Annotated in this window: 19 protein-coding genes and 1 pseudogene; 10 read left to right on the forward strand and 10 right to left on the reverse strand. The window is 66.8% G+C overall.

The genetic code is table 11. The annotated features are described in order from the left end of the window. Position 1: 1 nt before the first annotated feature. Both RCP37_RS11275 and RCP37_RS11280 read left to right on the forward strand, forming a co-directional pair. Positions 2 to 238 carry a dodecin family protein gene (locus RCP37_RS11275; RefSeq protein ID WP_024443139.1) on the forward strand — a complete coding sequence of 79 codons (237 nt, stop codon included), beginning with the start codon at positions 2 to 4 and terminating at the stop codon, positions 236 to 238. A gap of 8 nt (positions 239 to 246) precedes the next feature. Then, positions 247 to 1,020, forward strand: coding sequence for a methyltransferase domain-containing protein (locus RCP37_RS11280; protein WP_308483222.1), 774 nt, complete (start codon positions 247 to 249; stop codon positions 1,018 to 1,020). 21 nt (positions 1,021 to 1,041) lie between these two features. Here the strand turns inward: RCP37_RS11280 and RCP37_RS11285 are convergent, their stop codons facing one another. After that, on the reverse strand, positions 1,042 to 1,962 hold the full coding sequence (locus RCP37_RS11285; protein WP_308483223.1) for an RluA family pseudouridine synthase: 921 nt from the start codon (positions 1,960 to 1,962) through the stop codon (positions 1,042 to 1,044). Positions 1,963 to 1,969: 7 nt separating this feature from the next. Further along, positions 1,970 to 2,581 (reverse strand): signal peptidase II, encoded by a 612-nt coding sequence (gene lspA, locus RCP37_RS11290; RefSeq protein ID WP_373693003.1) that lies wholly within the window; start codon positions 2,579 to 2,581, stop codon positions 1,970 to 1,972. Positions 2,582 to 2,622: 41 nt separating this feature from the next. Between lspA and RCP37_RS11295 the strand changes: the two genes are divergently transcribed. The 3 genes from RCP37_RS11295 to RCP37_RS11305 are packed head-to-tail and all read left to right on the forward strand — an operon-like array spanning position 2,623 to position 4,530. Further along, positions 2,623 to 3,561: an asparaginase gene (locus RCP37_RS11295; protein WP_308483224.1), complete on the forward strand. Its 939-nt coding sequence runs from the start codon at positions 2,623 to 2,625 to the stop codon at positions 3,559 to 3,561. Between the two features lie 3 nt (positions 3,562 to 3,564). Continuing rightward, positions 3,565 to 4,026 carry a hypothetical protein gene (locus RCP37_RS11300; protein ID WP_308483225.1) on the forward strand — a complete coding sequence of 154 codons (462 nt, stop codon included), beginning with the start codon at positions 3,565 to 3,567 and terminating at the stop codon, positions 4,024 to 4,026. Positions 4,027 to 4,059: 33 nt separating this feature from the next. Further along, entirely contained in the window at positions 4,060 to 4,530 is a 471-nt protein-coding gene (locus tag RCP37_RS11305; protein WP_308483226.1) for an OsmC family protein, read from the forward strand. Between the two features lie 4 nt (positions 4,531 to 4,534). Here the strand turns inward: RCP37_RS11305 and RCP37_RS11310 are convergent, their stop codons facing one another. From RCP37_RS11310 to ileS, 5 genes are all read right to left on the reverse strand, one after another. Continuing rightward, a complete protein-coding gene (locus tag RCP37_RS11310) occupies positions 4,535 to 5,890 on the reverse strand; it encodes a DNA polymerase IV (protein WP_308483227.1) in 1,356 nt (451 codons plus the stop codon). Positions 5,891 to 5,997: 107 nt separating this feature from the next. Continuing rightward, positions 5,998 to 6,342: a DUF732 domain-containing protein gene (locus RCP37_RS11315; protein WP_308483228.1), complete on the reverse strand. Its 345-nt coding sequence runs from the start codon at positions 6,340 to 6,342 to the stop codon at positions 5,998 to 6,000. Positions 6,343 to 6,388: 46 nt separating this feature from the next. Beyond that, a complete protein-coding gene (locus RCP37_RS11320; protein WP_308483229.1) occupies positions 6,389 to 7,714 on the reverse strand; it encodes a PPE family protein in 1,326 nt (441 codons plus the stop codon). An 18-nt stretch (positions 7,715 to 7,732) separates the two neighbouring features. Next, positions 7,733 to 8,965, reverse strand: a complete 1,233-nt coding sequence (locus RCP37_RS11325) for a PPE family protein (protein ID WP_308483230.1) — start codon at positions 8,963 to 8,965, stop codon at positions 7,733 to 7,735. A 388-nt stretch (positions 8,966 to 9,353) separates the two neighbouring features. Next, positions 9,354 to 12,509: an isoleucine--tRNA ligase gene (gene ileS / locus RCP37_RS11330; protein ID WP_308483231.1), complete on the reverse strand. Its 3,156-nt coding sequence runs from the start codon at positions 12,507 to 12,509 to the stop codon at positions 9,354 to 9,356. A gap of 294 nt (positions 12,510 to 12,803) precedes the next feature. Here ileS and RCP37_RS11335 point away from each other — a divergent pair, with 294 nt between their 5' ends. After that, positions 12,804 to 13,562 carry a lipase family protein gene (locus tag RCP37_RS11335; protein ID WP_308483232.1) on the forward strand — a complete coding sequence of 253 codons (759 nt, stop codon included), beginning with the start codon at positions 12,804 to 12,806 and terminating at the stop codon, positions 13,560 to 13,562. A gap of 19 nt (positions 13,563 to 13,581) precedes the next feature. On the opposite strand, the gene RCP37_RS11340 is transcribed toward RCP37_RS11335, so the two are convergent. The 3 genes and pseudogenes from RCP37_RS11340 to RCP37_RS11350 all read right to left on the reverse strand — a co-directional run bounded on the left by RCP37_RS11340 (position 13,582) and on the right by RCP37_RS11350 (position 18,765). Beyond that, positions 13,582 to 14,055, reverse strand: a complete 474-nt coding sequence (locus RCP37_RS11340) for a hemerythrin domain-containing protein (protein WP_308483233.1) — start codon at positions 14,053 to 14,055, stop codon at positions 13,582 to 13,584. Positions 14,056 to 14,366: 311 nt separating this feature from the next. Then, positions 14,367 to 17,201 (reverse strand): annotated as a pseudogene (locus tag RCP37_RS11345) (MMPL/RND family transporter); the annotation flags it as partial. 76 nt (positions 17,202 to 17,277) lie between these two features. Then, a complete protein-coding gene (locus tag RCP37_RS11350; protein WP_308483235.1) occupies positions 17,278 to 18,765 on the reverse strand; it encodes a flavin-containing monooxygenase in 1,488 nt (495 codons plus the stop codon). 216 nt (positions 18,766 to 18,981) lie between these two features. On the opposite strand from RCP37_RS11350, the gene RCP37_RS11355 reads away from it, so the two are divergent. From RCP37_RS11355 to RCP37_RS11370, 4 genes are all read left to right on the forward strand, one after another. Further along, positions 18,982 to 20,085 carry an AurF N-oxygenase family protein gene (locus tag RCP37_RS11355; RefSeq protein WP_308483236.1) on the forward strand — a complete coding sequence of 368 codons (1,104 nt, stop codon included), beginning with the start codon at positions 18,982 to 18,984 and terminating at the stop codon, positions 20,083 to 20,085. Positions 20,086 to 20,104: 19 nt separating this feature from the next. After that, a complete protein-coding gene (locus RCP37_RS11360) occupies positions 20,105 to 20,938 on the forward strand; it encodes a phthiotriol/phenolphthiotriol dimycocerosates methyltransferase (protein WP_308483237.1) in 834 nt (277 codons plus the stop codon). A 133-nt stretch (positions 20,939 to 21,071) separates the two neighbouring features. Then, complete coding sequence (locus RCP37_RS11365) at positions 21,072 to 22,430, forward strand: cytochrome P450 (RefSeq protein ID WP_308483238.1); 1,359 nt, start codon at positions 21,072 to 21,074, stop codon at positions 22,428 to 22,430. Continuing rightward, positions 22,427 to 23,257 carry an SDR family NAD(P)-dependent oxidoreductase gene (locus RCP37_RS11370; RefSeq protein WP_308483239.1) on the forward strand — a complete coding sequence of 277 codons (831 nt, stop codon included), beginning with the start codon at positions 22,427 to 22,429 and terminating at the stop codon, positions 23,255 to 23,257. The genes RCP37_RS11365 and RCP37_RS11370 overlap by 4 nt, the downstream gene beginning before the upstream one ends. Positions 23,258 to 23,261 lie beyond the last annotated feature (4 nt).

Raw genomic sequence — 23,261 nt, forward strand, 5'->3', positions numbered from 1 at the left:
CATGAGCGTGTACCGGGTGATCGACATCATCGGGACCAGCCCGTCGTCCTGGGAGAACGCCGCGGCCGAAGCGGTGCACCGGGCCAAGCAGACCATCGACGACATTCGCGTCGCCCAGGTCGTCGAGCAGGACCTCACCCTCGACGACAAGGGCGGGATCATCTACCGCACCAAACTGCGCATCTCGTTCAAGATCCGGCCGCCGAAGTCATCCAAGCCGGCCGACGAATCGAGTTAACGACCTCGATGTCAGGCAGCTTCGACGACTTGGTGGCCGAAGCCGCCGTCGCACCCGTCGACGGCTGGGAGTTCTCCTGGCTTGATGGCCGCGCCACCGAACAGCGCCCGTCCTGGGGCTATCAGCGTCAGCTGGCCAGGCGGCTTTCGGGCGTCTCGGCCGCCGTCGACCTGCACACCGGTGGCGGCGAGGTGCTGGCCGGGGTGGAGAAGTTGGCGGAGTTCACGAGCTTCCCCCCGACCATGGCAGCCACGGAGTCCTGGCCGCCGAATGCCGCACGCGCCACCGCGCTGCTGCATCGTCATGGCGTGGTGGTGGTGACGGTGCCGGACACCCCGCCACTGCCCTTCGGCGACGAGGCGTTCGATCTGGTCAGCAGCCGCCACCCCTTGGCGACGTGGTGGGACGAGATCGCGCGCGTGCTGCGGCCCGGCGGTCACTACTTCGCCCAGCAGATCGGGCCGGCGACGATGCTCGAGCTCAGCGAGTTCTTTCTCGGGCCGATGCCGGGCAAAGGTGCCCAGTACGAGCCGGCAGCGGTGCGTGCCGAGGCGGAGGCCGCCGGCATGGAGGTGCTCGATCTGCGGCTCGAGCGGCTGCGGGCCGAGTTCTTCGACGTGGGTGCGGTCATCTATTTCCTGCGCAAGGTGATCTGGACCGTGCCGGACTTTGCGGTCGAGGATCACCGGGATCGGCTGCGCGAGATGCACGAGCAGATCGAGTCACAGGGGTGCTTCGTCGCACACGCCACCCGGGTGCTCGTCGAGGCCCGCAAGCCCTGACACTGCGCTTCGGGCGTGCGCTCAGCGGTGCAGGACGTCCAAAGCGTGTTGCAGGTCGGCGGGGTATTCGCTGGTGATCTCGATGCGTCGCCCGTCGCCGGGGTGGGCGAAGGCCAGTGAGCGGGCGTGCAGCCACTGGCGTTCCAGCCCGAGCTTGCGTGCCAGCGTCGGATCGGCGCCGTAGGTGAGGTCGCCGCAGCAGGGATGCCGCAGGGCCGAGAAATGCACCCGGATCTGGTGGGTGCGGCCGGTCTCCAAGTGCACGTCGAGCAGGCTCGCGGCGACGAACGCCTCCACCGTGTCGTAGTGGGTGATGCTGTGCCGTCCATCGGCGGTCACGGCGAATTTCCAGTCCGGTCCGTGATGGCGCCCGATCGGTGCGTCGATGGTGCCACTCGACGGATCCGGGTGGCCCTGCACCAGGGCGTGGTAGCGCTTCTCCACGGTGCGCGCCTTGAACGCGCGTTTGAGTGCGGTGTAGGCGCGTTCGGAGATCGCCACCACCATCACCCCGGAGGTCCCCACATCCAGCCGGTGCACAATGCCTTGGCGCTCCGGAACCCCGGAGGTGGTGATGCGGTAGCCGGCCGCGGCCAGGCCACCGAGCACGGTGGGCCCGGTCCAGCCCACCGACGCGTGCGCGGCGACCCCGGGGGGTTTGTCGACGGCGACGATGTCGGCGTCGGAGTACAGAATCGTCATGCCCTCGACCTCGGCCGGGGTGTTCTCCAGCGGCGGCGGCGCCTCGGGCAGCCGTACCTGCAGCCACGCACCGGCCACGAGCCGGTCGGACTTGCCGGCGGCTACGCCGTCCAGTTCCACATCGCCGTTTTCGGCCAGGGTCGCCACAACATTGCGCGACAGGCCCAACAGGCGGGCCAGCCCGGCGTCCACACGCAGGCCGGCCAGCCCCTCGGGGACCGGCATGGATCGTTCGGTCACAGCCGCATCAGGCCTGCTCGTCGCTGCCGTCGCTGTCACCGTCGGCATTGCTGTCGACGACGCGGCGGCGACCCACCGCATCGAAGTCGAAGCCGAACACCGAGAGTGCCACCAGCAGGATCGCACCGCCCACCACGGCCGGGTCGGCGACGTTGAACACCGGCCACCAGCCGATCGACAGGAAGTCGACCACGTGGCCCTGCAGGTGCCCGGGCGCCCGGAAGAACCGGTCCACCAGGTTGCCCAGCGCGCCGCCGAGGATCATCCCCAACCCGATCGCCCACCAGGGCGACACCAGGCGGCGCGACATCCAGATGATGCCGAGCACCACCGAGCTGGCGATCAGCGTCAACACCCAGGTGTAGCTCGTGGCCATCGAGAACGCGGCGCCGGAGTTGCGGACCAGGGTCCAGGTCACGGTGTCGCCGATGATCGGTACCGGCTGGCCAGGGGTCAGCATCTTCACCGCGAGCACCTTGGTGACGACGTCGGCCAGCAGCACCACCGTGGCCACTGACAGCAGTAGCCCCAGCCGGCGGGGCGGGGCGGCGGGCTCCGTCTCAGGTGCCACGACCGGGTCCACCTCCGTCTCGGTCGAGTCGGTTGTCTCGTCAGTCACGCTCCCATCATCCCTTAACCCAGGTGCGGCATGATCGCGGCATGCTGTCCAAGCGCCTCACCGTCATCACCACCGGCGGCACCATCTCCTGCAGCACCCAGGGCGACGGGGCGCTGCGGCCCGCCCGCAGCGGCTCGGACCTATTCGCAGACACCGGCGCCGCGGACGTGACCGTGGTGGACCTGATGGCGCGGGACAGCTCGGAGCTGGGCCCGGCCGACTGGGCCGCGCTGCTCGCCGCGGTCAATGCCGCGGTGGACGGCGGCGCCGACGGCGTGGTGGTCACCCACGGGACCGACACCTGCGAAGAGGGTGCGCTCTGGCTAGAACTCGGCTACCGCGGGGACGCGCCCGTCGTGCTGACCGGGGCACAGCGCGGTGCGGACGCCCCCGACGCCGACGGGCCGGGCAACCTGCGCGACGCCCTGGCCGTGGCCGCGGATCCAGCGGCCCGGGGGCTGGGGGTGCTGATGTGCTTCGCCGGCCGAATACTGGCCCCGCTGGGGCTGCAGAAGGCCACCATCACCGGGCTGACCGGCTTCACCGGTCCACTGCTGGGCCGCGTCACCGACGGACAAGTCACGCTGTCCGGCGACAAGACTCGGCCCTACCTCGGTGCACCGGCCACTGTGCCGCGCGTGGATGTCGTGGCGCTGTACGCCGGTGCCGACGCAATCGCCCTGGATGCCTGCGTCGCCGCCGGTGCGCGCGGGGTGGTGTTGGCCGCGTTGGGGTCGGGCAATGCCACGACGGCGGTGATCGACGGGGTGCGCCGGCACTGTGCGGCCGGCGTCGTAGTCGCGGTGTCCAGCCGGGTTCCGGAGGGGCGCATCGGTGCGGATTACGGCCCCGGCCGGGCTCTGGTGGAGGCCGGCGCGGTGGTGGTGCCGCGACTGCGGCCGCCGCAGGCCCGGATCCTGCTGATGGCGGCGCTTGCGGCCGGGCAGCCCGTCGGCGACGTCATCGACCGGTGGGGCTGACCGATGGCCAGGATTCTCGCCCTCCTCGGTGCCGCCGTTCTCACCCTCGGGTCCGCCGCAGCGGCACACGCCGAGCCACCGCCCGGGACGGACGCCGTCGACGACTACCCCGTCGCCACCGGGCGGTACTCGTCGCCGACCGACTTCTACTGGGTGTTCTTCAGAACGCCGGACGGCCGCTCTTGCGGCATCGGCCCCAACGGCGGGCCGATCGGCTGCGATGCGGTGCCGATGGACGCTCCCGACGGCGCCAACCAGACCGTGCTCGAAGCCGGTGGGGTGCCGGCGGCCTACCGCCACTCGGACATCGCGGCATTCACCCGCGACGTGGATGTGCTGCCGGAGGGCCATCGACTGGAGAACTGGGGCTCCAGCTGTGCAGTCGGGCACCAGGGCACGGTGACCTGCAAAGGCTATGGCCAGCACGGATTTACCGTCTCCAGCGTCTACGGTGTGCTGTGGTGACGAGCCCGCACCACCCTAACCCGTGGAGGCCGCGTGTCCGCCCAACACACCTACACCGTGGATGTCAGCTGGACCGGCAATCACGGCAGCGGGACCAGCGGCTATAGCAGCTACGGGCGGGAGCACGAGGTGGCCGCCGAGGGTTGTCCCCCCATTCTCGGCACCGCCGACCCGGCGTTCCGCGGGGATCCGACCCGGTGGAATCCCGAACAGTTGCTGTTGGCCGCGCTGTCCCAATGCCACATGCTGTCCTACCTGTATCTGTGTTCGACCAACGACGTAGTGGTCGTCTCCTACCAGGACAGGCCGGTAGGCACGATGGTCGAGAACACAGAGGGCGGACACTTCACCACTGTCGTCCTGCAGCCGCGAATCGAAGTCGCCGACGCCGCGATGGTGGAGCGTGCCCTGGCATTGCATTCCGACGCCCACCGGATCTGCTTTATCGCCAGCTCCGTCAACTTCCCGGTGCTGCACGATCCGGTGGTGCAGGCACTACCCTGACGAGCTAGCCGAGTTCCTCCGGGCTGACGACGTAGTCCGGCCAGTCCAGGCTGGCGACCGGGTCGGCGCGGCTGATCGCTGGCTCATCGTCGGGAAACGTGCGGACCGGGCCGGGGCCTGAGCCGCGCGTCTCGAAACGGATCGTCATCACCCCGTGGCCGGCCCCCTGGACCCAACCATGACCGAGGTCAGGGTGGTTGACGTCATCCCCGACTCGCCACGAGATCGCCGTCATCGATGAAAGTGGTTCTTGCACAGTTACTTCCGGTGTGATGGCCGCTACGGCGGGAAATTCGAGATCCGGGAACAGCGACTCCTGGCGGACATCGGTCAGCCCGGAGAACCCCACACCGAGCAGCCGGATCGGGCCGACCTCCTGCGGATCGAGCAGCAGCCGGCCGGCGGCCGCCGTGAGCGCGGCGACGTCGGTGGTCGCGTAGGGCAGCGTGGCCGAGCGGGTCAGCACACTCATATCGGCCTTCTTGAGTTTCACCGTCACTGTGCGAGCGCCACGCCCGTCGCGCAGCAGCCTGCGGTAGGCGTGCTCACCGATCGGACCGATCTCAGCCCGCAGCTGCTCCAAGGTGGTCAGGTCGACGGCGAAGGTCGATTCGGCGCTGATCTGTTTGGCCTCAGCACGTTCGGCGACCCGCCGGTCATCGATCCCCCGAGCCAACCGGTGCAGTGCGGGACCGATGGTGGCGCCCAGAATGTCGGCGACTTCGCTGTCGGTCAGTGCGGCGAGCTGTCCGATGGTGTCGATGCCCAGTCGGTGCAGCTTCTCCCCGGCGACCGGACCGATCCCCCACAATCGGCGTACCGGAAGCCCGTCCAGCAGCAGCCGTTCCTCGGTGCGGCTGACGACCCGCACCCCGTTCGGCTTTGCCAGATCGGAGGCGATCTTGGCGATCTGCTTGCCCGAGCCCGCCCCGACCGACGCCACCAAGCCGGTCTCGTCGAGCACCCGCCGGCGAAGGTGTTCGCAGAACCGCAGCACCTCCGCGTCACTTGCGCCCGCCAGCTCGGCCGGTTCCCCGAACGCCTCGTCGAAGGAGAGCTGCTCGACGACCGGAATCACCGCACGCACGGTCTCGAAAACCCGTCGGCTGGCCATGCCGTACACGGCGCCACGCGGCGGCAGCACCACCGCCGGGGCCCCCACCAACCGGCGTGCCTGATGCATCGGCATCGCTGAGCGGGCACCGAAAACCCGCGCCTCGTAACTGGCCCCGGCCACCACGCCGCGGCCCCCGAGCCCGCCGACCAGTACCGGCCGGCCCCGCAACGTCGGGCGGGTCAATTGCTCGACGGACGCGAAAAACGCGTCCATATCCAGGTGCAGGACCCATCGGGCGTCCACGGGCTTAAGCCTATTGGGCGCTCCATCTTGCGGCCGAATCCGACTAGGGTCGAGTGGGTGCCGCGGGCGGTCAACAGCGCTGGCTGGCCGTCAAACCTGAGCCAGCGCTACTTCGACCCGCCGCCGCCCTTATTGAGCTGGTGCGGGCAATAGGTTTTCGCCGAGATCGCCGCGAACCGCGCTGCGTCGGCGACGGTCAGGTCGGGGTTGGCCTCAGTGACATCGTTGAGCAGCTCCAGACTTGTTTCACCGTTGGCCGCCAATCCGCAGAGCGCTTCGGCGGCGGCGACGGCCTGGGCCGGGTTGTCGAAGACGATCCCGACCTGCCGCAGCGACGTGATGAACTCCGTACTGTCGACCGAACTCACCTCTACCGCATCAGGATCGGCGTGTCCGGGTGCGGCGAGAGCGAGCGCGGCGGCGGCGACAATCGGGACGAACAACAGCTTCATGGGGGTCCTCCTGGGGCGGCCGAGATCGTGAGGCATCGGAGTCGCGTCAGCCGAGCGCGGACTGCGATCCGGCAAGCGCAATGTCCTCGTCGTCGAGGACGTGCACCGCGTGGATGCCTGGTTTCAGGGACAGCTTCGCGACAAGTTCGTCGAGGCCGGCCTGATCGACGTTCCAATGCTGCACCACGTCCGGCGTCTGCTGCAATTGCGCAATGACCTGATCGAGTGGAACAGGCGCCTCGCGGTCCTTGATGTTGGTCGACACCACGCGGGCGACCGGGGCCACCGTTCGGGTGGCCGGCGCGCCCAAGGCGCCACCGGCCGCACTGCCCAGGGCCGCCGGGGCGAGCATGCCCGGGACCGCTCCCGCCGCGGGAGCCGCACCCAGGGCGGTCGTCGGTAGCGAGGTGGAGGCAAGCTGGATCGCCGAGGTGGCGCTGGCCCAGTTCGGCGGTACCGAGAGCGCTCCCACGCGCATCGCGCTGCCCGCAGCGGCCCCCGCGGTGCGCAGCCCTGCGCTCGGGATCAGTCCGGAGCTGTGCAGTCCGCCGAGCGCCGACTTCGGAATCGCCGGGAGTACCGCCTTGTACCCGGACCGGAACTGGGTGATGCCCAGATTGGTACTGGCGTGAACGGCGTTGACCCATCCGGTCTGGCCACTGACGCCGTTGGCCAGGGAGAGGTGGCTCTCCCACAAGTTGTGGGTGTAGGTGGTGCCGGTGAGACCGTCGATCATGTTCTGCCAGCCGGTGTTATAGCCCGACGTCCACGAGTTGATCTCCTTGGTGATCAGCTGGATCAGGTCGGGTTCGGCGGTGGCGTCTGCGCTGCCCGCATCACCGTTGGTGGTCTGCGGTGCGGCGGTGAACGAGGTCAGATTCGTCGCCTCCGCCGAGGCACCGGCGTAGCCGAGCATGGCGGCCACATCCTGCGCCCACATCCGTCCGTATTCGGCTTCGACGGCGGCGATCGCGGTGCTGTTCTGCCCGAGGATATTGCTGGCCACCAGCGAAGCCAGCTGACTGCGGTTGGCCGCGATCGCCGGTGGCGGCACGATTCCCGCGAAGGCTGATTCATAGGCGGCGGCTGCCGCCGTCGCCTGGGCGGCGGTCTGCTCAGCCTGCGCTGCCGTGGTCGACAACCACGTCACATACGGCGCGGCTGCAGCGGCCATGGCGGCAGCCGCCGGCCCCTGCCAGCCGCCGCTGAGGCTTGCCAGCGCCGCCTGGTAGGAGGATGCGGCGGCGGCCAGCTCGGCGCCCAGCCCCGACCAGGCCGCCGCGGCGGCGAACAACGGGTCAGCACCCGGTCCCGAATACAACTGGGCGGAGATGACCTCTGGGGGCTGTGCTGCGAAGCTCTGAAAAACCATGAACGCGACCTGCTTTCGTTACTTCGCGATCGGCGGGATGACGATGACGGTGGCGGTGGTGGCGATGTCCGGTGCCGTCGGGTTGTTGGTGACGTGGGTGATGGCGCTGATCGCGCGGGTAGCGGTGGCGCCCGCGGCCTGACGTATCGGGGTGCCGATCGCGCGTCCGGCCAGGCTCGACAGCGCCATCTGGCCGGCCAGCATGCCCTCGCCGTTGACCGCGAGCGCCGGGGCGGCCTCGAGCACGCTGGCCTGCAGCGCCACGGTGGCGGTCTTGACCGCCGGAACGGCGGTGGCCCACGTGGAAGGCACCGACAGCGAGCCGATCAGCCCGGCCCGGCCCACCGCTCCCGACACCGCCGCCGGGACCGCGTGCGAGCCGCTCAGCAGCGGGCTGGCCAGCAGCGGCGACAGCGCGCCGACGATCGGTTTGGGGCTAAGCGTGCTGGTCAGGTTCCCGAGCCCGTTAGCCACCGACGGGATACTGATCGCCATCTGGTAGATGCTGCGCGCCGAGCTGGCGAGGTTGATGCCGTAGGGCCCGTTCGCCGTGCTGATCACGCCGGTGACGGTTTTGATGATCGCCTGGTAGTCGTCCACGATCTGGGTGGGCGTCAGCGGATTAGTGATCAGGCTCTGCAGGGCGTTCGGAATCTTGTTAAGCAGCTCGGACAAACTCGACTCCGCGCTGGAGGCGGCCGCCGACTGGCTGACCTGACCACTGCCGTTCGTCGTCTCCGGCGGGGTGTTGAACGGCTCCAGCTGGCTGGCGGTTGCCGACGACCCGGCGTAGGCGTACATCGCGGCCGCATCCTGCGCCCACATTTCGCCGTACTGCGCTTCGGTCGCCGCAATCGCCGGGGCGTTCTGTCCCAGGAAGTTGGTGGCCACCAGCGTTCCCAGCAGGGTTCGGTTGGCGGCGATCACCGGCGGCGGCACGGTGGCGGCGTAGGCGGCCTCATAGGCGCCGGCCGCCGCCGTGGCCTTCAGCGCGGTCTCCTCGGCTCCCACGGCGGTGGCCTTCAGCCAGGCCGCGTACGGGGCCGCCGCAGCCGACATCGTTGCCGCCGAGGGACCCTGCCACGCCGAGTCCGCCAGGTCGGCGATCACCGAGGCATACGACGTGGCTGTGTACTGCAGCTCGGTCGCCATCGCCGACCAGTTCGCCGCGGCGGCCAGCAACGGTGCCGAGCCGGGGCCGGCATACATTCGCGCGGAGTTGACCTCTGGCGGGAGTGCCCCGAAATCCATGAATGCCCTGCCCCTCTAGCCAAGTAATGAACGGACCCACCCGAGTTGCGTTACGCAACGGCTTGCCAGGTTCCTGGCAATTCGGGTGGGTCAGAGCCAACCGCAGACAACTGTTCGTATGGCCTGAAGGTTAATCGGGGACGAACAGGCCCTGAAGTCGCCGACGTGGCAGTTCAGCGCTGTTTCGCCGACGTTTCACCGGCCTCACCGGTACCGTCTGCGCACGCCGGCGGGAGGGTTTTTTACCACCGCAAACTGCATAAATGCTCGGATCGAGCTGTCAACAGCTAACGGCGCAGGCCCCGTCCACGGGCCGCCGTCGACCATAAGAATCTGGGCGCGAGAAACTCGGTCCTGGCCGAGATCGGAAATTTCTGCGGCTGGCCCCTCAGGCCTTGGCGATGGACACCCGCACGCCGTCCCCGATTTGCGCGGGGTCGGCGGGCTCGCCGAATTCGAAACTGGTCGCCAAGATCTCTCCTGCGATCAACTCGGCGTGATTCTGCGCCCATTCCAGCCGCTGCTCGGGCACCGCGATCACCACGCTGATCCGATCGGAGACCTCAAGTCCGCTGGATTTGCGCAGCTCTTGCAGTTCCCGGATCCGATCTTTGGCCCAGCCCTCGGCTTCCAGCTCGGGCGTCACGGCGCTGTCGAGTACCACCAGGCCGGCGCCGTCGGGCAGCGCCACGGTGTATTCCGGGTCGGCGGCCACGAGCTTGGAGGTGTACTCGCTCTCCAGCAGCACCACCGGACCCGCGCTCAGGGTCCCGTCGGGGTTGACGACGCCCTCGCCGGCCTTCACCGCTTTGATAGCGGCCTGGACATCCTTACCCACGCGGGGACCGGCCACCTTCGCGTTGACCGCGAGATCGAAGCGCCCATAGCGTGCGATGTCATCGGTCAGCTCGACGGCCTTGACGTTGAGCTCGTCGGCGATCAGGTCAGAGAACGGTGCCAGCCGCTGCGGGTCGTCGACGGCGACGGTGAGTTTGGGCAGTGGCAACCGGACCCGCAGCTGGTGCGCCTTGCGTACCGACGACGCCGCCGAACAGACCTCGCGGACCTGGTCCATCGCCGCCACCAGCGCGGCATCGGCGGGCAGATCGGCAGCCTCGGGCCAGTCGGTCAGGTGTACCGAGCGTTCCCCGGTGACACCGCGCCAGATCACCTCGGTGGTCAGCGGCAGCAGCGGCGCCGCCAGCCGCGCGGTGATCTCCAGCACGGTGTGCAGCGTGTCGATCGCGTCGGCGTCCTCGTCCCAGAACCGCTGCCGGGACCGCCGCACATACCAGTTGGTCAGCGCCTCGGTGAACTGTCGCAGTTGCTCGCAGGCGCCGGAGATATCGCAGACATCCAGGGCCTGTGTCAGGTCGTCGCGCAGCGACGCCAGCTTGGCCAGGATGTAGCGGTCCAGGACGTGCTGCGAATCGGTGCGCCAGACACCGGGTTTCGGCGCGTACAGCGTCAGGAAGGTGTAGGCGTTGGTCAGCGGCAGCATCACCTGGCGTACACCTTCGCGGATGCCCGCCTCGGTGACGATCAGGTTGCCGCCGCGCAGGATGGGCGAGGCCATCAGGAACCAGCGCATCGCGTCGGAGCCGTCGCGGTCGAACACCTCGCTGACGTCCGGGTAGTTGCGCAACGACTTGCTCATCTTCTGCCCGTCGCTACCCAGCACGATGCCGTGCGCCACACAGGTTTTGAAGGCCGGACGGTCGAACAGCGCGGTCGCCAGCACATGCATCATGTAGAACCAGCCGCGGGTCTGCCCGATGTATTCGACGATGAAGTCGCCCGGATAATGGGCAGCCTGCCCCCCGCCGCCGTCGAACCATTCGGCGTTCTCGAAGGGGTAATGCACCTGGGCATAGGGCATCGAACCCGAGTCGAACCAGACGTCGAGTACGTCGGAGATACGCCGCATCGTCGAACGGCCGGTCGGGTCGTCGGGGTTGGGCCGGGTCAGCTCGTCGATGTAGGGGCGATGCAGATTGTCCGGCCGCACCCCGAAGTCGCGTTCCAGCTCATCGAGGCTGCCGTAGACGTCGATCCGCGGATAGGCCGGATCGTCGGACTTCCACACTGGAATCGGGGTGCCCCAGTAGCGGTTTCGGGAGATCGACCAGTCGCGTGCACCGCGCAGCCAGTTGCCGAAGATCCCGTCCTTGATGTGCTCGGGATACCAGGTGATCTGCTCGTTGAGCTCAACCATCCGATCCCGGAACTCGGTGACCCGGACGAACCACGACGACACCGCCTTGTAGATCAGCGGGTTGCGGCAGCGCCAGCAGTGCGGGTAGGGGTGCTCGTAGGTCTCGTGGCGCACCAGCACCGCGCCGTTGGCCGCGGCCGGCCCGGTGCCGTTCTTCAAATCGGCGATGATCGCCTTGTTCGCGTCGAAGACGTGCTGGCCGACATAGTCCGGCACGGTGACGTCGAAGCGGCCCTTGGCGTCTACCGGAGTGACCGGGATGATTCCGGCCGGGTCGGTGGTGTTCTTGTCGTCCTCGCCGTAGGCGGGCGCCAGGTGCACGATGCCGGTGCCGTCCTCGGTGGACACGAAATCGGCGGCCAGCACTCGGAAGGCATTCGCCGAATCCATGAAATACGGGAACGGCGGCGCGTAGCGCATATCGAGCAGCTCCGAGCCTTGGTAGCTGCCCAGCACCTGCGCCTGTTCGCCCTCGCCCAGGCCCAGCTCACGCGCGTAGGCACCCAGCCGCGCCTCGGCCATCAGGTAGCGCCGCTCCCCCGCCGCGACCTGCACGTAGGTCACATCCGGGTTGACCGCCACCGCCTGGTTGGACGGCAGTGTCCACGGGGTGGTGGTCCACACCAACAGGTGAGCGCCCTCGAGCTCGTCGGCCCGTCCCCCGCCGACGATCCGGAACCCGACGGTCAGCGCCGGGTCTTGGCGGCTCTTGTAGACGTCGTCGTCCATCCGCAGCTCGTGGTTGGACAGCGGGGTCTCGTCGCGCCAGCAGTACGGCAGCACCCGGTAGCCCTCGTAGGCCAGGCCCTTGTCCCAGAGTTGCTTGAACGCCCACAGCACCGACTCCATGAACGGCAGGTCCAGGGTCTTGTAGTCGTTGTCGAAGTCCACCCAGCGGGCCTGGCGGGTGACGTAGGCCTGCCACTCGGACGTGTAGCGCAGCACCGAATCCCGGCAGGCCTGGTTGAACGCGGCGATGCCCATGGCGTCGATCTGTGACTTGTCGGTGATGCCGAGCTGGCGCTCCACCTCGAGCTCGGCGGGCAGCCCGTGGGTGTCCCAGCCGAATCGGCGCTCCACCTTGTAGCCGCGCATGGTGCGGTAACGCGGCACGATGTCCTTGACGTAGCCGGTCAGCAGGTGACCGTAGTGCGGCAGGCCGTTGGCGAACGGTGGCCCGTCGTAGAAGACGTATTCTTGCGCGCCGTCACGGCGGGCGATGCTGGCCCGGAACGTGTCATCAGCGGCCCAGTAGTCCAGGACGGCGGCTTCAGCCGCCGGGAAGTCGGGGGCGCCGGCGGCCGGCTTCGGATAGCTGCGTTCGCTCACGGTGTGTCGTCTCCCAAGGGCCCGGCCCGGGGACGACGCCGCGCGGTTGCGCGAGCGCCGCGGTACCACCCCGCTTGCCGCACTCCCGCCTGCGGGGCACGACCGCTCGATGTAAGGCTGTGACGGGCCGTCCCGTTCGGTTCTACTGAGCCGGCCCGGGGGCGGTGCGGCTGTTCTTCCGAAGGCTCCCCGGTGATGGCCGGTTCAATGCCGTTGACTCAAAGTTTAAACGTTGCCAACTTGTGGACAACTTTGAGGCTCGTTGACAACTTTGCGGCTTCTAGACTGTTGGACGTGGCATTCAGCCCGTCGTACGCCCGCGACGTGGTGCTGCCGCTGGCGTCGGCGGCCTACACCGTGATGTCCGGCGCTGCGCCCACGCTGCCGCCCGGGTTCAGCCAAACCGCCCTGATCAAAGCCGATCAGGCACACTTGGCCGCGCTGCCCGAGCAGCATCCTGCGACGGCGATGGCCAAGGACACCAACGTCTTTGGGTTGATGGGCCGCGACACCACCAGCGGCACCGCGTTCATCGCATTTCGTGGCAGCTCCGATGTGGCGGACTGGATCGCCGATTTCGACTTCATCCCCGCGCCGTATGCGCCGGTGGCGGGATTCGGCCAGGTACATGCCGGGTTCCAGGACATCTACGGCTGCGTCCGGGCCTCGATCGCCGCCAACCTGCCCGCGGCGACCACCGGGTGCAGCCAGATCCTCATCACCGGGCACAGCCTCGGTGCCGCCTTGGCTGTGCTGGCCGCACCGGATGTCGCGCAAGGAATGCCGCCGAACGCCCTCGAGCCGAGGCTGACCACTTTTGGTGGCCCACGCGTCGGCGTGCCCGACTTCAAGGCCGCGTTCGATGCAGCCATCGAATGCTGTTATCGCGTAGTGAATTTCCTCGACATCGTCCCCCTGGTGCCGCCCGCGCCGTATGTGCACGTGGGCGCCGAGATCGCCGTGGACAGCGGCGGTGCGATCGACATCGGCTGGCGGCACAGCCTGGCTGCGTATCACGCGGGCCTCTCGGCACTCATCGCCGCCGGAGCCTGACGGCTGGGGATCATGAGGGTCAGGCCGCTCCCCGCGCGCAGGTCCACCCTTCTGGCATCCGGCCGGCAGCAAGGAATTCGGCCACTTCTGCGGCCACCTCCGGTGCCAACCCAGTGTCGGCGGCCGGGTAGATCACCGGCTCCTCCACCTTGTTGTGGTCGGCCAGCTGGTCCAGCAGTCGGCAACAGCCGACCCGCAGGGTCGCGTGGTCGGCGCCGGCACGGGCCAGATCGTCGAGAGCGTTCATGGTGCGCCAGATCTCGCCGTGGCCTCGGATCATCCCGAAGACCGCCATCATGTGAGCGCCCCGGCTGATGGGCGGGAACAGCAGCTGCTCCTCCAGGTAGATGTGGCGTCGCAGCACAGCCAGCGTGGCGCTGAGGCCGTCGGCGTCGACGCTGCCGTCGTTCAGGCCCTCCAGGAAGGCTCTGATTCCGGCGTCGATCTGCAGATGCTCACGCTCCAAAGCGGCAGAAAGGGCTGCATCGGACATGTTTGGCGCTCCCCTCCGAGCGGTTCGACGACCCCGGCGGGCACCGTTGAACGCCGCGTCAGACCCCGCCAATGTTTTCTACAATCATGGCTCGTTTAAATCTAGCCCACCCGGCGGCACGCTGACCAGAGCTGGTTCGGCCCAGCTCAGTGGTCGTTCTCTTCCTCCGGCGGCTGGATCGCGGCCAGCACCTCGGTGGGCCGATCGTCGCCCGCCGACCGGCTGGACAGCTCCGGGAACGCCGTGGCGACCATGTCCTCGAAGGTTCGGTCGTGCGCGTCGGACGCGCCTGCTGTGGCAGCCGAGGCAGCCGGCACAGCCACCGGAAGCGCCCGCGCCGGGTGCTCCCGCACGTTCAGTGGCCACCAGAACCACCGCCCCAGCAGTGCCGCCATCGACGGCATCATGAACGAGCGCACCACCAGGGTGTCGAACAGCAAGCCGAGCCCGATCGTGGTGCCCACCTGGCCCACCACCCGCAGATCGCTGACGAGCATGGACGCCATGGTGAAGGCGAACACCAGACCGGCGGCCGTGACGACCTTGCCGGTGCCACCCATGGTGCGGATGATGCCGGTCTTCAGGCCGGCGCCCATCTCTTCTTTGAACCGGGCGACCAGCAGCAGGTTGTAGTCACACCCCACCGCCAACAGAATGATCACCGACATCACCATCACCAACCAGTGCAGGTTGATGCCGAAGATGTACTGCCACAGCAGTACCGACAGTCCGAACGACGCCCCCAGCGACGCCAGCACCGTCCCGACGATCACCACTGAGGCGATGAAGCTGCGAGTGATCAGCAGCATGATGATGAAGATGATTGCCAGCGAGGTGATTCCGGCGATCAGAAGGTCGAAGTCAGCGCTGCCCTGCAAGTCGTTGAACAACGCAGCGGTGCCCGCCACGTAGACCTTGGCGGTCGACAGCGGGGTGCCCTTGAGCGACTCGGCGGCGGCTTTCTTGATCAGGCTGACCCGCGCCATGCCCTCCGGAGTCGCCGGATAGCCGTCGTGGGTGATGAAGAACCGCGCCGCGTGCCCGTCCGGCGACAGGAACAGCTGGATCACACGTTTGAAGTCCGGGTTGTCGAAGGCTTCCCGGGGCAGGTAGAACGAGTCGTCGCTCTTCGCCGCGTCGAAGTCCTGGCCCATCGCTGCCGACCCGCCGCCGACCTCTTCGACCTGCGCCATGATGCCCGACATGGTGCTGTGCAACGTCAGCATCATGGTCTGCAGGCTGCGGAGCGCGGCGATCTGCGCGGGCATCATTGCCAGCAGCTGGGGCGTCACCACGTCGATGTTGCTCATGTCGGGCGCCAGCTCGTTGATCTTGTCGGTGAGCAAGGTGGTGCCGTCCATCGACGCGTACGCCGCTCGCAGCGACATACAGGTAGTACTCGTGGAGCAATCCGCTCGCGACTCAACCGATTCGCGGAGTCCCTTGGAGTTCTCGTTCAAGTCGGCGAGGTTGCCGCGCACCTGCTGAGCCAGGTCCATCGCCTCTTGCGAGACACCGGTCGCATGATGGGTATTGGCGCCCAACTCCTGCATCAGCGCGTACATCCGCTGCAGCGAGGCGATGGTTCCCCCCAGATCGTCAGCTTCCCGGCGCATGTCGTCCACTCGGCTCTTGACGAAGTCGAGATTCTGCATCTGCCCGGCGTTTTGCATGCTGATCAGGTACGGGATCGAGGTGTGCCCCAGCGGTGTGCCCTCGGGCCGGGTCACGCCCTGAACCATGGCGACACCCTCGACGGCGAAGATGCTCTTGGCCAACTTGTTGAGCACTAAAAAGTCCGCCGAGTTGCGCATGTCGTGATCGGATTCGATCAGCAGCACCTCCGGCAGCAGGCGCGACTCCGGGAAGTGCCGCGCCGCAGCGGCCCAGCCGAGGTTGGCCGGAGTGTCTTGCGGGATGAACGACGGGTCCTTGTAGCTCACCTTGTAACCCGGCAGCGCGAGCAGGCCGACGAGCGCGATCGCGCAGGCCGCGATGAAGATCGGTCCGGGCCATCGCACGATCGCGGTGCCCACCCTGCGCCAACCGCGATCCGACATCTTGCGACGAGGTTCGAGCAGGCCGTAGCGGGTGGCAATCGCCATGACCGCCGGGACCAGGGTCAGCGCGATCGCCACCGCGACGAGCATGCCGACCGCACACGGGATGCCCATGGTCTGAAAGACCGGCAGGCGGGTGAAACTCAGGCAGAGCGTGGCGCCGGCGATGGTCAGCCCCGAGGCCAGCACCACATGAGCGACGCCGCGGTATGAGCTGAAGTACGCCGTCTCCGGATCCTGGCCGGCGTGCCGCGCCTCGTGATAGCGGCCGATGAAAAAGATGCCGTAGTCCGTACCGGCGGCGATCGCCAATGTCACCAGGATGTTGATCGCAAACGTGGACAGCCCGATGAGATTGTTGTGCGCCAGGAATGCGACGATGCCGCGCGCGGCGGCCAACTCGACCCCGACCACCGCCAGCAGCAACGCGACCGTGCTGACCGAGCGATACAACAGCAACAGCATGAGCGAGATCACCGAGACGGTGGCCACCAGGATCTTGAGCACCGCGCGGTCGCCGCTGGCATTCATGTCGGCGACCATCGGGGCATTGCCGGTCACATAGGCATGGACCCCGGGCGGCGGCGGGGTTTGGCCCACGATGTCGCGGATTGCTTCGACGGACTCATTGGACAGCGCCTCGCCCATGTTTCCGGCCAGGTTCACCTGGACCAGCGCTGCCTTGCCGTCGGGGCTCTGGGCGCCGCCGGCGGTGAGCGGGTCGCCCCAGAAGTCCTGGATGTGCTCAACGTGTTTGGTGTCGGCGTTGAGCCGTGCGATCAGGTCGTTGTAGTAGCGGTGGGCGGCGTCGCCGAGGGGCTCATCGCCTTCGATGACGATCACTGCCGCGCTGTCGGTATTGGACTCCGCGAAGTCGTGCCCCAGCCGTGCCATCGCCTGAATCGAGGGTGAATCTTTGGCGCTCAGCGACACCGGGTGTTCCCGGGCGACCTGTTCCAACGGCGGCACGGCGACGCTCACGAGCACGGTAACGGCGACCCAGCCCAGCAGGATCGGCACCGCGAATCGGCGAACGAATGCCGCCGCCGACGACCACCCACGGCCCGGGAGGTGTGTATTTGTCACGTTCGGAGGCCCCCCACCAGACAATTTCACCTAAACGACCACTGTAACCCCCTGTTCAGGGGCGCGGCCGCGGAAACTATCCGATCTGATAGTCCGACAGCGGGAAGTGATCCTGCTCTTTCACAGCACTGCGCACCGAGGTCGGCCGAAACAGCGGGGCCTCCCCCGTGTTCTGGTTGAACCAGTACGAATTCGACGTCGCGCAGTTGCCCAGGTGGAACACCGAACTGTCCAGCAGATCCATCATCCGCTGGTAGAACCGGGCGTTGGCGTCTTCGGTGACTTCAAAGGTCTGCGCCCCGCGCCGCTGCACCTCGCCGAACAACCGCTTCATGTGTCGGGTCTGGTATTCCACGGTGTTGAACCAGGACAACCCGACCCAGGAGAACGGGCTGGCCATGTTGATGAAGTTCGGGAACGCCGGGGCGGTCATGCCCTGGTAGGCCTGGAAACGGGTCTCGCGCCACCATTTGCCCAGGTTGCGACCGCCGCGACCGATCACCTCGATCGCTGGCAGGTTGCCCTCCCACACGTCGTAACCGGTCGCCAGCACCAGGGTGTCGACCTGCCGCTTGCTGCCGTCCCGGGCGACGATCCCGTCGGGTTCGATCCGCTCGATCCCTGCGGTCTCCAGGTGCACATTCGCCTTGGCGAAGGTCGGGTAGTAATCGTTGGAGATCGACGGACGCTTGCAGCCGAAGTCGAAATCGGGCCGCATCTTCTCGGCGAGTGCACGATCGCGCACCGCGCGGCGCCGATGCAGCGCGGACTGGGCCGCCATCGCCTTGTTGAGGAACTTGAAGCGCCGGTAGCGCCACATCGTCAGCACCATCATGAAGTCCGTGGTGTTGTCGGTGAGCCACCGCACGATCCGCTGGGTGAAGGGCACGCGGGCGAACATCCGCTGCACCACGGGCGGGAACACCACATCCGACTTGGGCGTCACCAGGATCGGGGTGCGCTGATACACCGTCAGATCGGCGACCTCTTTGGCCAGCTCGGGGATCACCTGGATCCCGGTGGACCCGGTTCCGATGACGGCCGCGCGACGGCCGGCCATCGAGTAGTCGTGGTCCCACTCCGCGGTGTGCACGATATGGCCGGCGAACGACTCGATGCCGGGGATCTCCGGGATCTTCGGCTGGCACAGGAAGCCGGTGGCAACGATGAGGAACTGCGACGTCAGCGTCTCACCGCCGGCCAGCGAGGTCCGCCACAGCTTGGCGTCCTCATCCCACTGGGCGCCTTCGACCGTCGTGTTGAAGCGCATGAAGCGCGTGACGTCGTATTTGTCGGCCACATGCTCGGCGTAGGCCTGGACCTCGTTGCCAGGGGCAAACAGCCGCGACCAATACGGGTTGGGCTCGAACCAATAGGAATAGGTGGTCGAGGGCTGGTCGACGGACAGGCCCGGGTAGTGGTTGACCCGCCAGGTCCCGCCAAGGCCGTCCAAGCGGTCGACGATCACGATGTTCTCGTAGCCCAGCCGGCTGAGTTGAATCGCCGCGCCGATCCCGCCGAAGCCCGCGCCCACGATGACAGCGTCGTACTGGTGGGTCCCCATAAGCAGAACACGCTACCGCAACTCTGAAATATATGGCCGTACCGCCTGGTCAGCCATGGTAAGGGGAGGGTCTCCGCGGCAGGCGGCAGCAGTCTGTCGGAAGGCGTGGCGCCAAGAGTCGTTCGTTCGCATCCAGCGATCCGCGCCGGAGGAAAACGTTCGGTATCTTATATGGATAGTTCCATCGGTTTAGAACGTAATTCGGGGGCGTGGGGGATGTTCGGTATCACGGTCGGGTTGCTGGAAAGTGCACTGCTGGGCGCGGCGCTGGCAGCGTGCCTCACACTGCTGATCCTTGTTCATGCCAACGCCCGGACACGGCGGAGCACCCATGTCACCGGCGACTCCGCCTATACCTCGAGGCTGGCCACCCTGTCCGAGAGTTCTGTGCGGCATCGCTTCGACCCGCTGGTCGACATCGACTGGGACGCCCCCGACAACGCCATCGCGCCCAACGATTCCCGGTGGGTGCTCACAGGAGGACCGCTCGCCCGAAACCCCTGGTACGGCCGCCAGAGCCTCGACACCCAGATCGCTATGGGCATGTGGCAGCAGGCCAACATCGCCAAGGTCACCCTGCAGTTCGAAAGCATATTGATCCGCGGTCTGGTCCAGTACGCCGCGCGGGTCCCCATCGGCTCCCCCGAACACCGCTACTGCCTGCACGAGACCATCGAAGAGTGCAATCACGTCCTGATGTTCCAGGAGCTGGTGAACCGCATCGGCTTCGATGTTCCCGGCATGAGTGGCTGGATGCGCCGGCTCTCGCCGCTGATGCCGCTGTACGCCGGCCCATTCCCCAACGTGTTCTTCTTCGGGGTGTTGGCCGGCGAGATCCCGGTCGACGTCATCCAGACCACCGCATTGCGCGAGGTCGGAGGGCATCCGTTGGTGCGGCAGATCATGGCGGTCCACGTCGCCGAGGAAGCGCGCCACATCGCATTCGCCGACGCCTACCTTCGCAAACGCGTCCCGAATGTGTCGGGAATCAACCGTCTGTGGATGTCGCTGTACGTCCCGGTCGTGATGCGCTTGTTGGCGCAGCCCGTGGCCGTGCTGCCGCGTCAATTCTTCCAGCAGTTCGACGTTCCCCGTCGGGTGCGTAAGCAGCTCAAGACACCTTCACCGGAGTCCAGGCAAGCACTGCGCGACATGTTCTCTGACATCCGAATGCTCTGTGACGACCTCGGGTTGATGAACCCGGCCGGACGGCTGATGTGGCGCCTCTGCAACATCACCGGGGAGCCGTCACGCTACCGCGGAGAGCCTCGGCGCACGCAGTTGCCGGTGCGGTCACCGCAAGCTGAAGCGACCGGCTGAGCTATGCCATACTTTCGGTATGGTACGCACCCCATCTGAGACCTTGGAAAAGGTCGGCTCCGAACTGGTCTATCGCATCTCGGCGCTCCCGCTGTACAAGAAGGTCTTCAAATACTGGTACCCCTACATGACCCGGAGAATGGGAGATGACGACGTCGTCTTCCTGAACTGGGGCTACGAACAGGACCCGCCGCTGGGATTGAAGCTGGACGAGTCAGACGAGCAGAACCGCTACTCGATCCAGCTCTACCACCAGACCGCCACCCAGATCGACTTGGCCGGTAAGAAGGTGCTCGAGGTCAGCTGCGGCCACGGTGGCGGCGCGTCGTTCCTGGCCCGGACCCTCAAGCCGGCCTCCTACACCGGCCTCGACTTCAACCCCGACGGGGTGGCGTTCTGCCAGCGGCGCCACAAGGTGCCGGGCCTGGAGTTCGTCCAGGGCGATGCGATGAACCTGCCGTTCCCCGAAGACTCCTTCGATGCGGTGATCAACGTCGAAGCGTCACACATCTACCCCGACTTCGCCCAGTTCGTGCGCGAGGTCGGTCGGGTGCTGCGCCCGGGCGGCCACTTCCTGCACACCGACTTCCGCAACAAGGAAGACATCACGTCCTGGCAGCAGACTCTGCCCACCCCGCCGCTGCGGCTGGTCAATGAGCGCGACATCAGCAAAGAGGTGGTTCGCGGCCTCTACTTGAACTCGCCGCGGTCCAACGAATTGATCAACGAGCGGCTGCCCTTCTTCCTGCGCCGTTTTGGACGGGAATTCGCTGTGGTCGAGGGCTCGTTGTTCTACCGTGACCTGGAGCGCGGTGAGATGACCTACCGGATTTTCGACCTCGTCAAGGACTGAGCGTCAGAAGAAGCGCCGGATCGGGGGACTTAGGTCCTCTGATCCGGCGCTTCTTTTAAGTTAGGGGTCACTCAAGGGTTAAAGTGACGGCTGCGTAAGCCCCCACCAGACTCGACAACGAGAGACCCCCCAGATGGACCATAACGACGTGCTGCGTCGGCTTCGCTTTCGCGCCAGCCTGCTCAAGATCGGCGCCGAAGGGATGCTTGGTGTGGCCCGGGACCGAGCCACCGCCTACCGCTACACCCTGACCGGCCGTGAGACCGCGCCGCTGACCGAATTCGACCCGTTCGCAACGGAAACCATGCACGATCCCTATCCGGGTTATCGCACGCTGTTCACCGGACCCAAGGTCTGGTACAGCCGCAAGCGCGGCATCTGGATAGTTCCGGGTTACGACGAGGTGTGGCAGGCCTTGCGCGACGACGATGCGTTGTCGTCGGCGGAAAGCCAGGCCCGTTTCCGGGTACATTTACAGACGATGAATGCAACTGACCCTCCGGTGCACACTCGGCTGCGCCGATCGGTGTCCCGGGCCTTCACCCCGCGCGCAATGCAATCGTGGGAAACCAACATCAACCGCGCCGCCGACGAACTCGTCGACGCGATGGTGGAGCGTGGGCGGGCCGAAATCGTGAACGACTTGGCCAAGCCGCTGCCGAACCAGCTGATCGCGATGATGCTGGCCATCCCGCAGGAAGAGCGTCACCGATTTCTCGAGTGGGCGGACACCATCAATGAGGCAGCGTTCGCGCCGCTGAACCTGCACGGGATGAAGCTGAACATGCGCTCGAGTAAGGCGGTGATCGCGACCTACCACAGTCTCGACCCGATGATCAAAGCGCGCCGCGCCACGCCCGGCGATGACCTGATCTCGATGTTGGCGGCCCCCAGTGGTGAAGACACCCTCTCCGACGACGAGGTGTTCTGGACCGCATCGATGCTTGTCGGTGCCGGCAGCGAAACCACGACGAACCTGATCTCAGGCCTGTTCTTGACCCTGGCGCAGCGCCCGGATGTCTACGAGAGGCTGCGCAAGCATCCCGAACTGATCCCCGCCGCCATTGAGGAGCAGCTGCGGTTGGTCTCTCCGGTGCAGGGCTTTTACCGGACCGCGACCCGCGACTATCGGGTCGGTGAGCACACCATTCCGGCCGGTGCGCGGGTGTTGCTACTGTTTGCTGCCGCCAACCGCGATCCGCGACACTACTCCGACCCCGACACCTTCGATCTCGACCGCAATCCGACCGATCACGTCGCGTTCGGCGGCGGCGCGCACTACTGCCTCGGTACGCACCTGACCCGTCGGGAAGTCAACTGCGTACTCACCCGGCTGATCCCGCGGGTTAAAGAGATCCGGCTTGATGGAGACTACCGATACATGATCAACGCGACAATGCGCGGATTGAGCTACCTGCCAGTCACTTTGGTACCCGACACGATGACCTGCGACCAGCCGGTAGCGCACGCCGTCGCAGCGGAAACGGGATGACGGCCCGCCGGACGGCACTGGTTACCGGAGCGACGAGCGGCATCGGCGAAGCAATTGCCGATCGTCTGCACGCAAGTGGATACCACGTGTTTGCGGTTGGCCGTAATCCAGAAGCGCTGCAGCGACTGGCGTCGCGTGGGTTGACCGCCCGCGCGCTCGACGTCACCGACGAGGCTGCCGTGGACCAGCTCATCGCAGAGATCAACACCGATCACGGTGGCGTAGACCTGCTGGTGAACTGTGCAGGCTTTCCGTTGACTGTTCCGCTCGAACAGCTACCACTAGCTGACCTGCGCAATCTCTTTGAGACGAATCTGGTTGCGGCCCTTCATTTGTCCCAGGCCGTATTGCCGGGGATGCGCAGCCGTCGGGCCGGCACCATCGTGAATATCGGCAGCACCGGAGGACGTTTCGTCAGCCCGGGCGCCGGCGGCTACCACGTCATCAAATATGGAATGGAGGCGCTTTCGCTGGCGCTTCGGACGGAAGTGGCCCCGTTCGGCGTGCGGGTCGTTTTGATGGACCCGACCGGGGTATGGACACCGTTCGTCATGTCGCACTTGGAGGAGACTCCGACGTATTCGGCCGATGATCCCTACGCCGACTTCAAGCGCAACTACGCCGAAAACACCAAGCGGCTGAGCTCGACACCTGGCGTGATGGTCAAACCCGAGACCGTTGCGCGCGCTGTCGTGCGGGCAGCCGAGTCCAAGAATCCGAAGCCCCGCTACATCGTGGGTGCTTCAGGCAAGGTCACCCTGCTGGCGCGAGCGCTGATGACCGACCGGATGTGGGAGCGCATCCTGAGACGCGGTTTACGCCACTGACGCG

The sequence above is a fragment of the Mycolicibacter sp. MU0102 genome (genome assembly GCF_963378105.1).
GTDB lineage: Bacteria > Actinomycetota > Actinomycetes > Mycobacteriales > Mycobacteriaceae > Mycobacterium > Mycobacterium holstebronense.

Bases quoted from the DNA above. Each gene is read 5' to 3' on its own strand.
- RCP37_RS11370 (WP_308483239.1), top strand. From the start codon at position 22,427: ATGACGGCCCGCCGGACGGCACTGGTTACCGGAGCGACGAGCGGCATC.
- RCP37_RS11295 (WP_308483224.1), top strand. From the start codon at position 2,623: ATGCTGTCCAAGCGCCTCACCGTCATCACCACCGGCGGCACCATCTCC.
- RCP37_RS11365 (WP_308483238.1), top strand. From the start codon at position 21,072: ATGGACCATAACGACGTGCTGCGTCGGCTTCGCTTTCGCGCCAGCCTG.
- RCP37_RS11280 (WP_308483222.1), top strand. From the start codon at position 247: ATGTCAGGCAGCTTCGACGACTTGGTGGCCGAAGCCGCCGTCGCACCC.
- RCP37_RS11355 (WP_308483236.1), top strand. From the start codon at position 18,982: ATGTTCGGTATCACGGTCGGGTTGCTGGAAAGTGCACTGCTGGGCGCG.
- RCP37_RS11350 (WP_308483235.1), bottom strand. From the start codon at position 18,765: ATGGGGACCCACCAGTACGACGCTGTCATCGTGGGCGCGGGCTTCGGC.
- RCP37_RS11300 (WP_308483225.1), top strand. From the start codon at position 3,565: ATGGCCAGGATTCTCGCCCTCCTCGGTGCCGCCGTTCTCACCCTCGGG.
- RCP37_RS11275 (WP_024443139.1), top strand. From the start codon at position 2: ATGAGCGTGTACCGGGTGATCGACATCATCGGGACCAGCCCGTCGTCC.
- RCP37_RS11360 (WP_308483237.1), top strand. From the start codon at position 20,105: ATGGTACGCACCCCATCTGAGACCTTGGAAAAGGTCGGCTCCGAACTG.
- RCP37_RS11325 (WP_308483230.1), bottom strand. From the start codon at position 8,965: ATGGATTTCGGGGCACTCCCGCCAGAGGTCAACTCCGCGCGAATGTAT.
- RCP37_RS11315 (WP_308483228.1), bottom strand. From the start codon at position 6,342: ATGAAGCTGTTGTTCGTCCCGATTGTCGCCGCCGCCGCGCTCGCTCTC.
- RCP37_RS11340 (WP_308483233.1), bottom strand. From the start codon at position 14,055: ATGTCCGATGCAGCCCTTTCTGCCGCTTTGGAGCGTGAGCATCTGCAG.
- RCP37_RS11320 (WP_308483229.1), bottom strand. From the start codon at position 7,714: ATGGTTTTTCAGAGCTTCGCAGCACAGCCCCCAGAGGTCATCTCCGCC.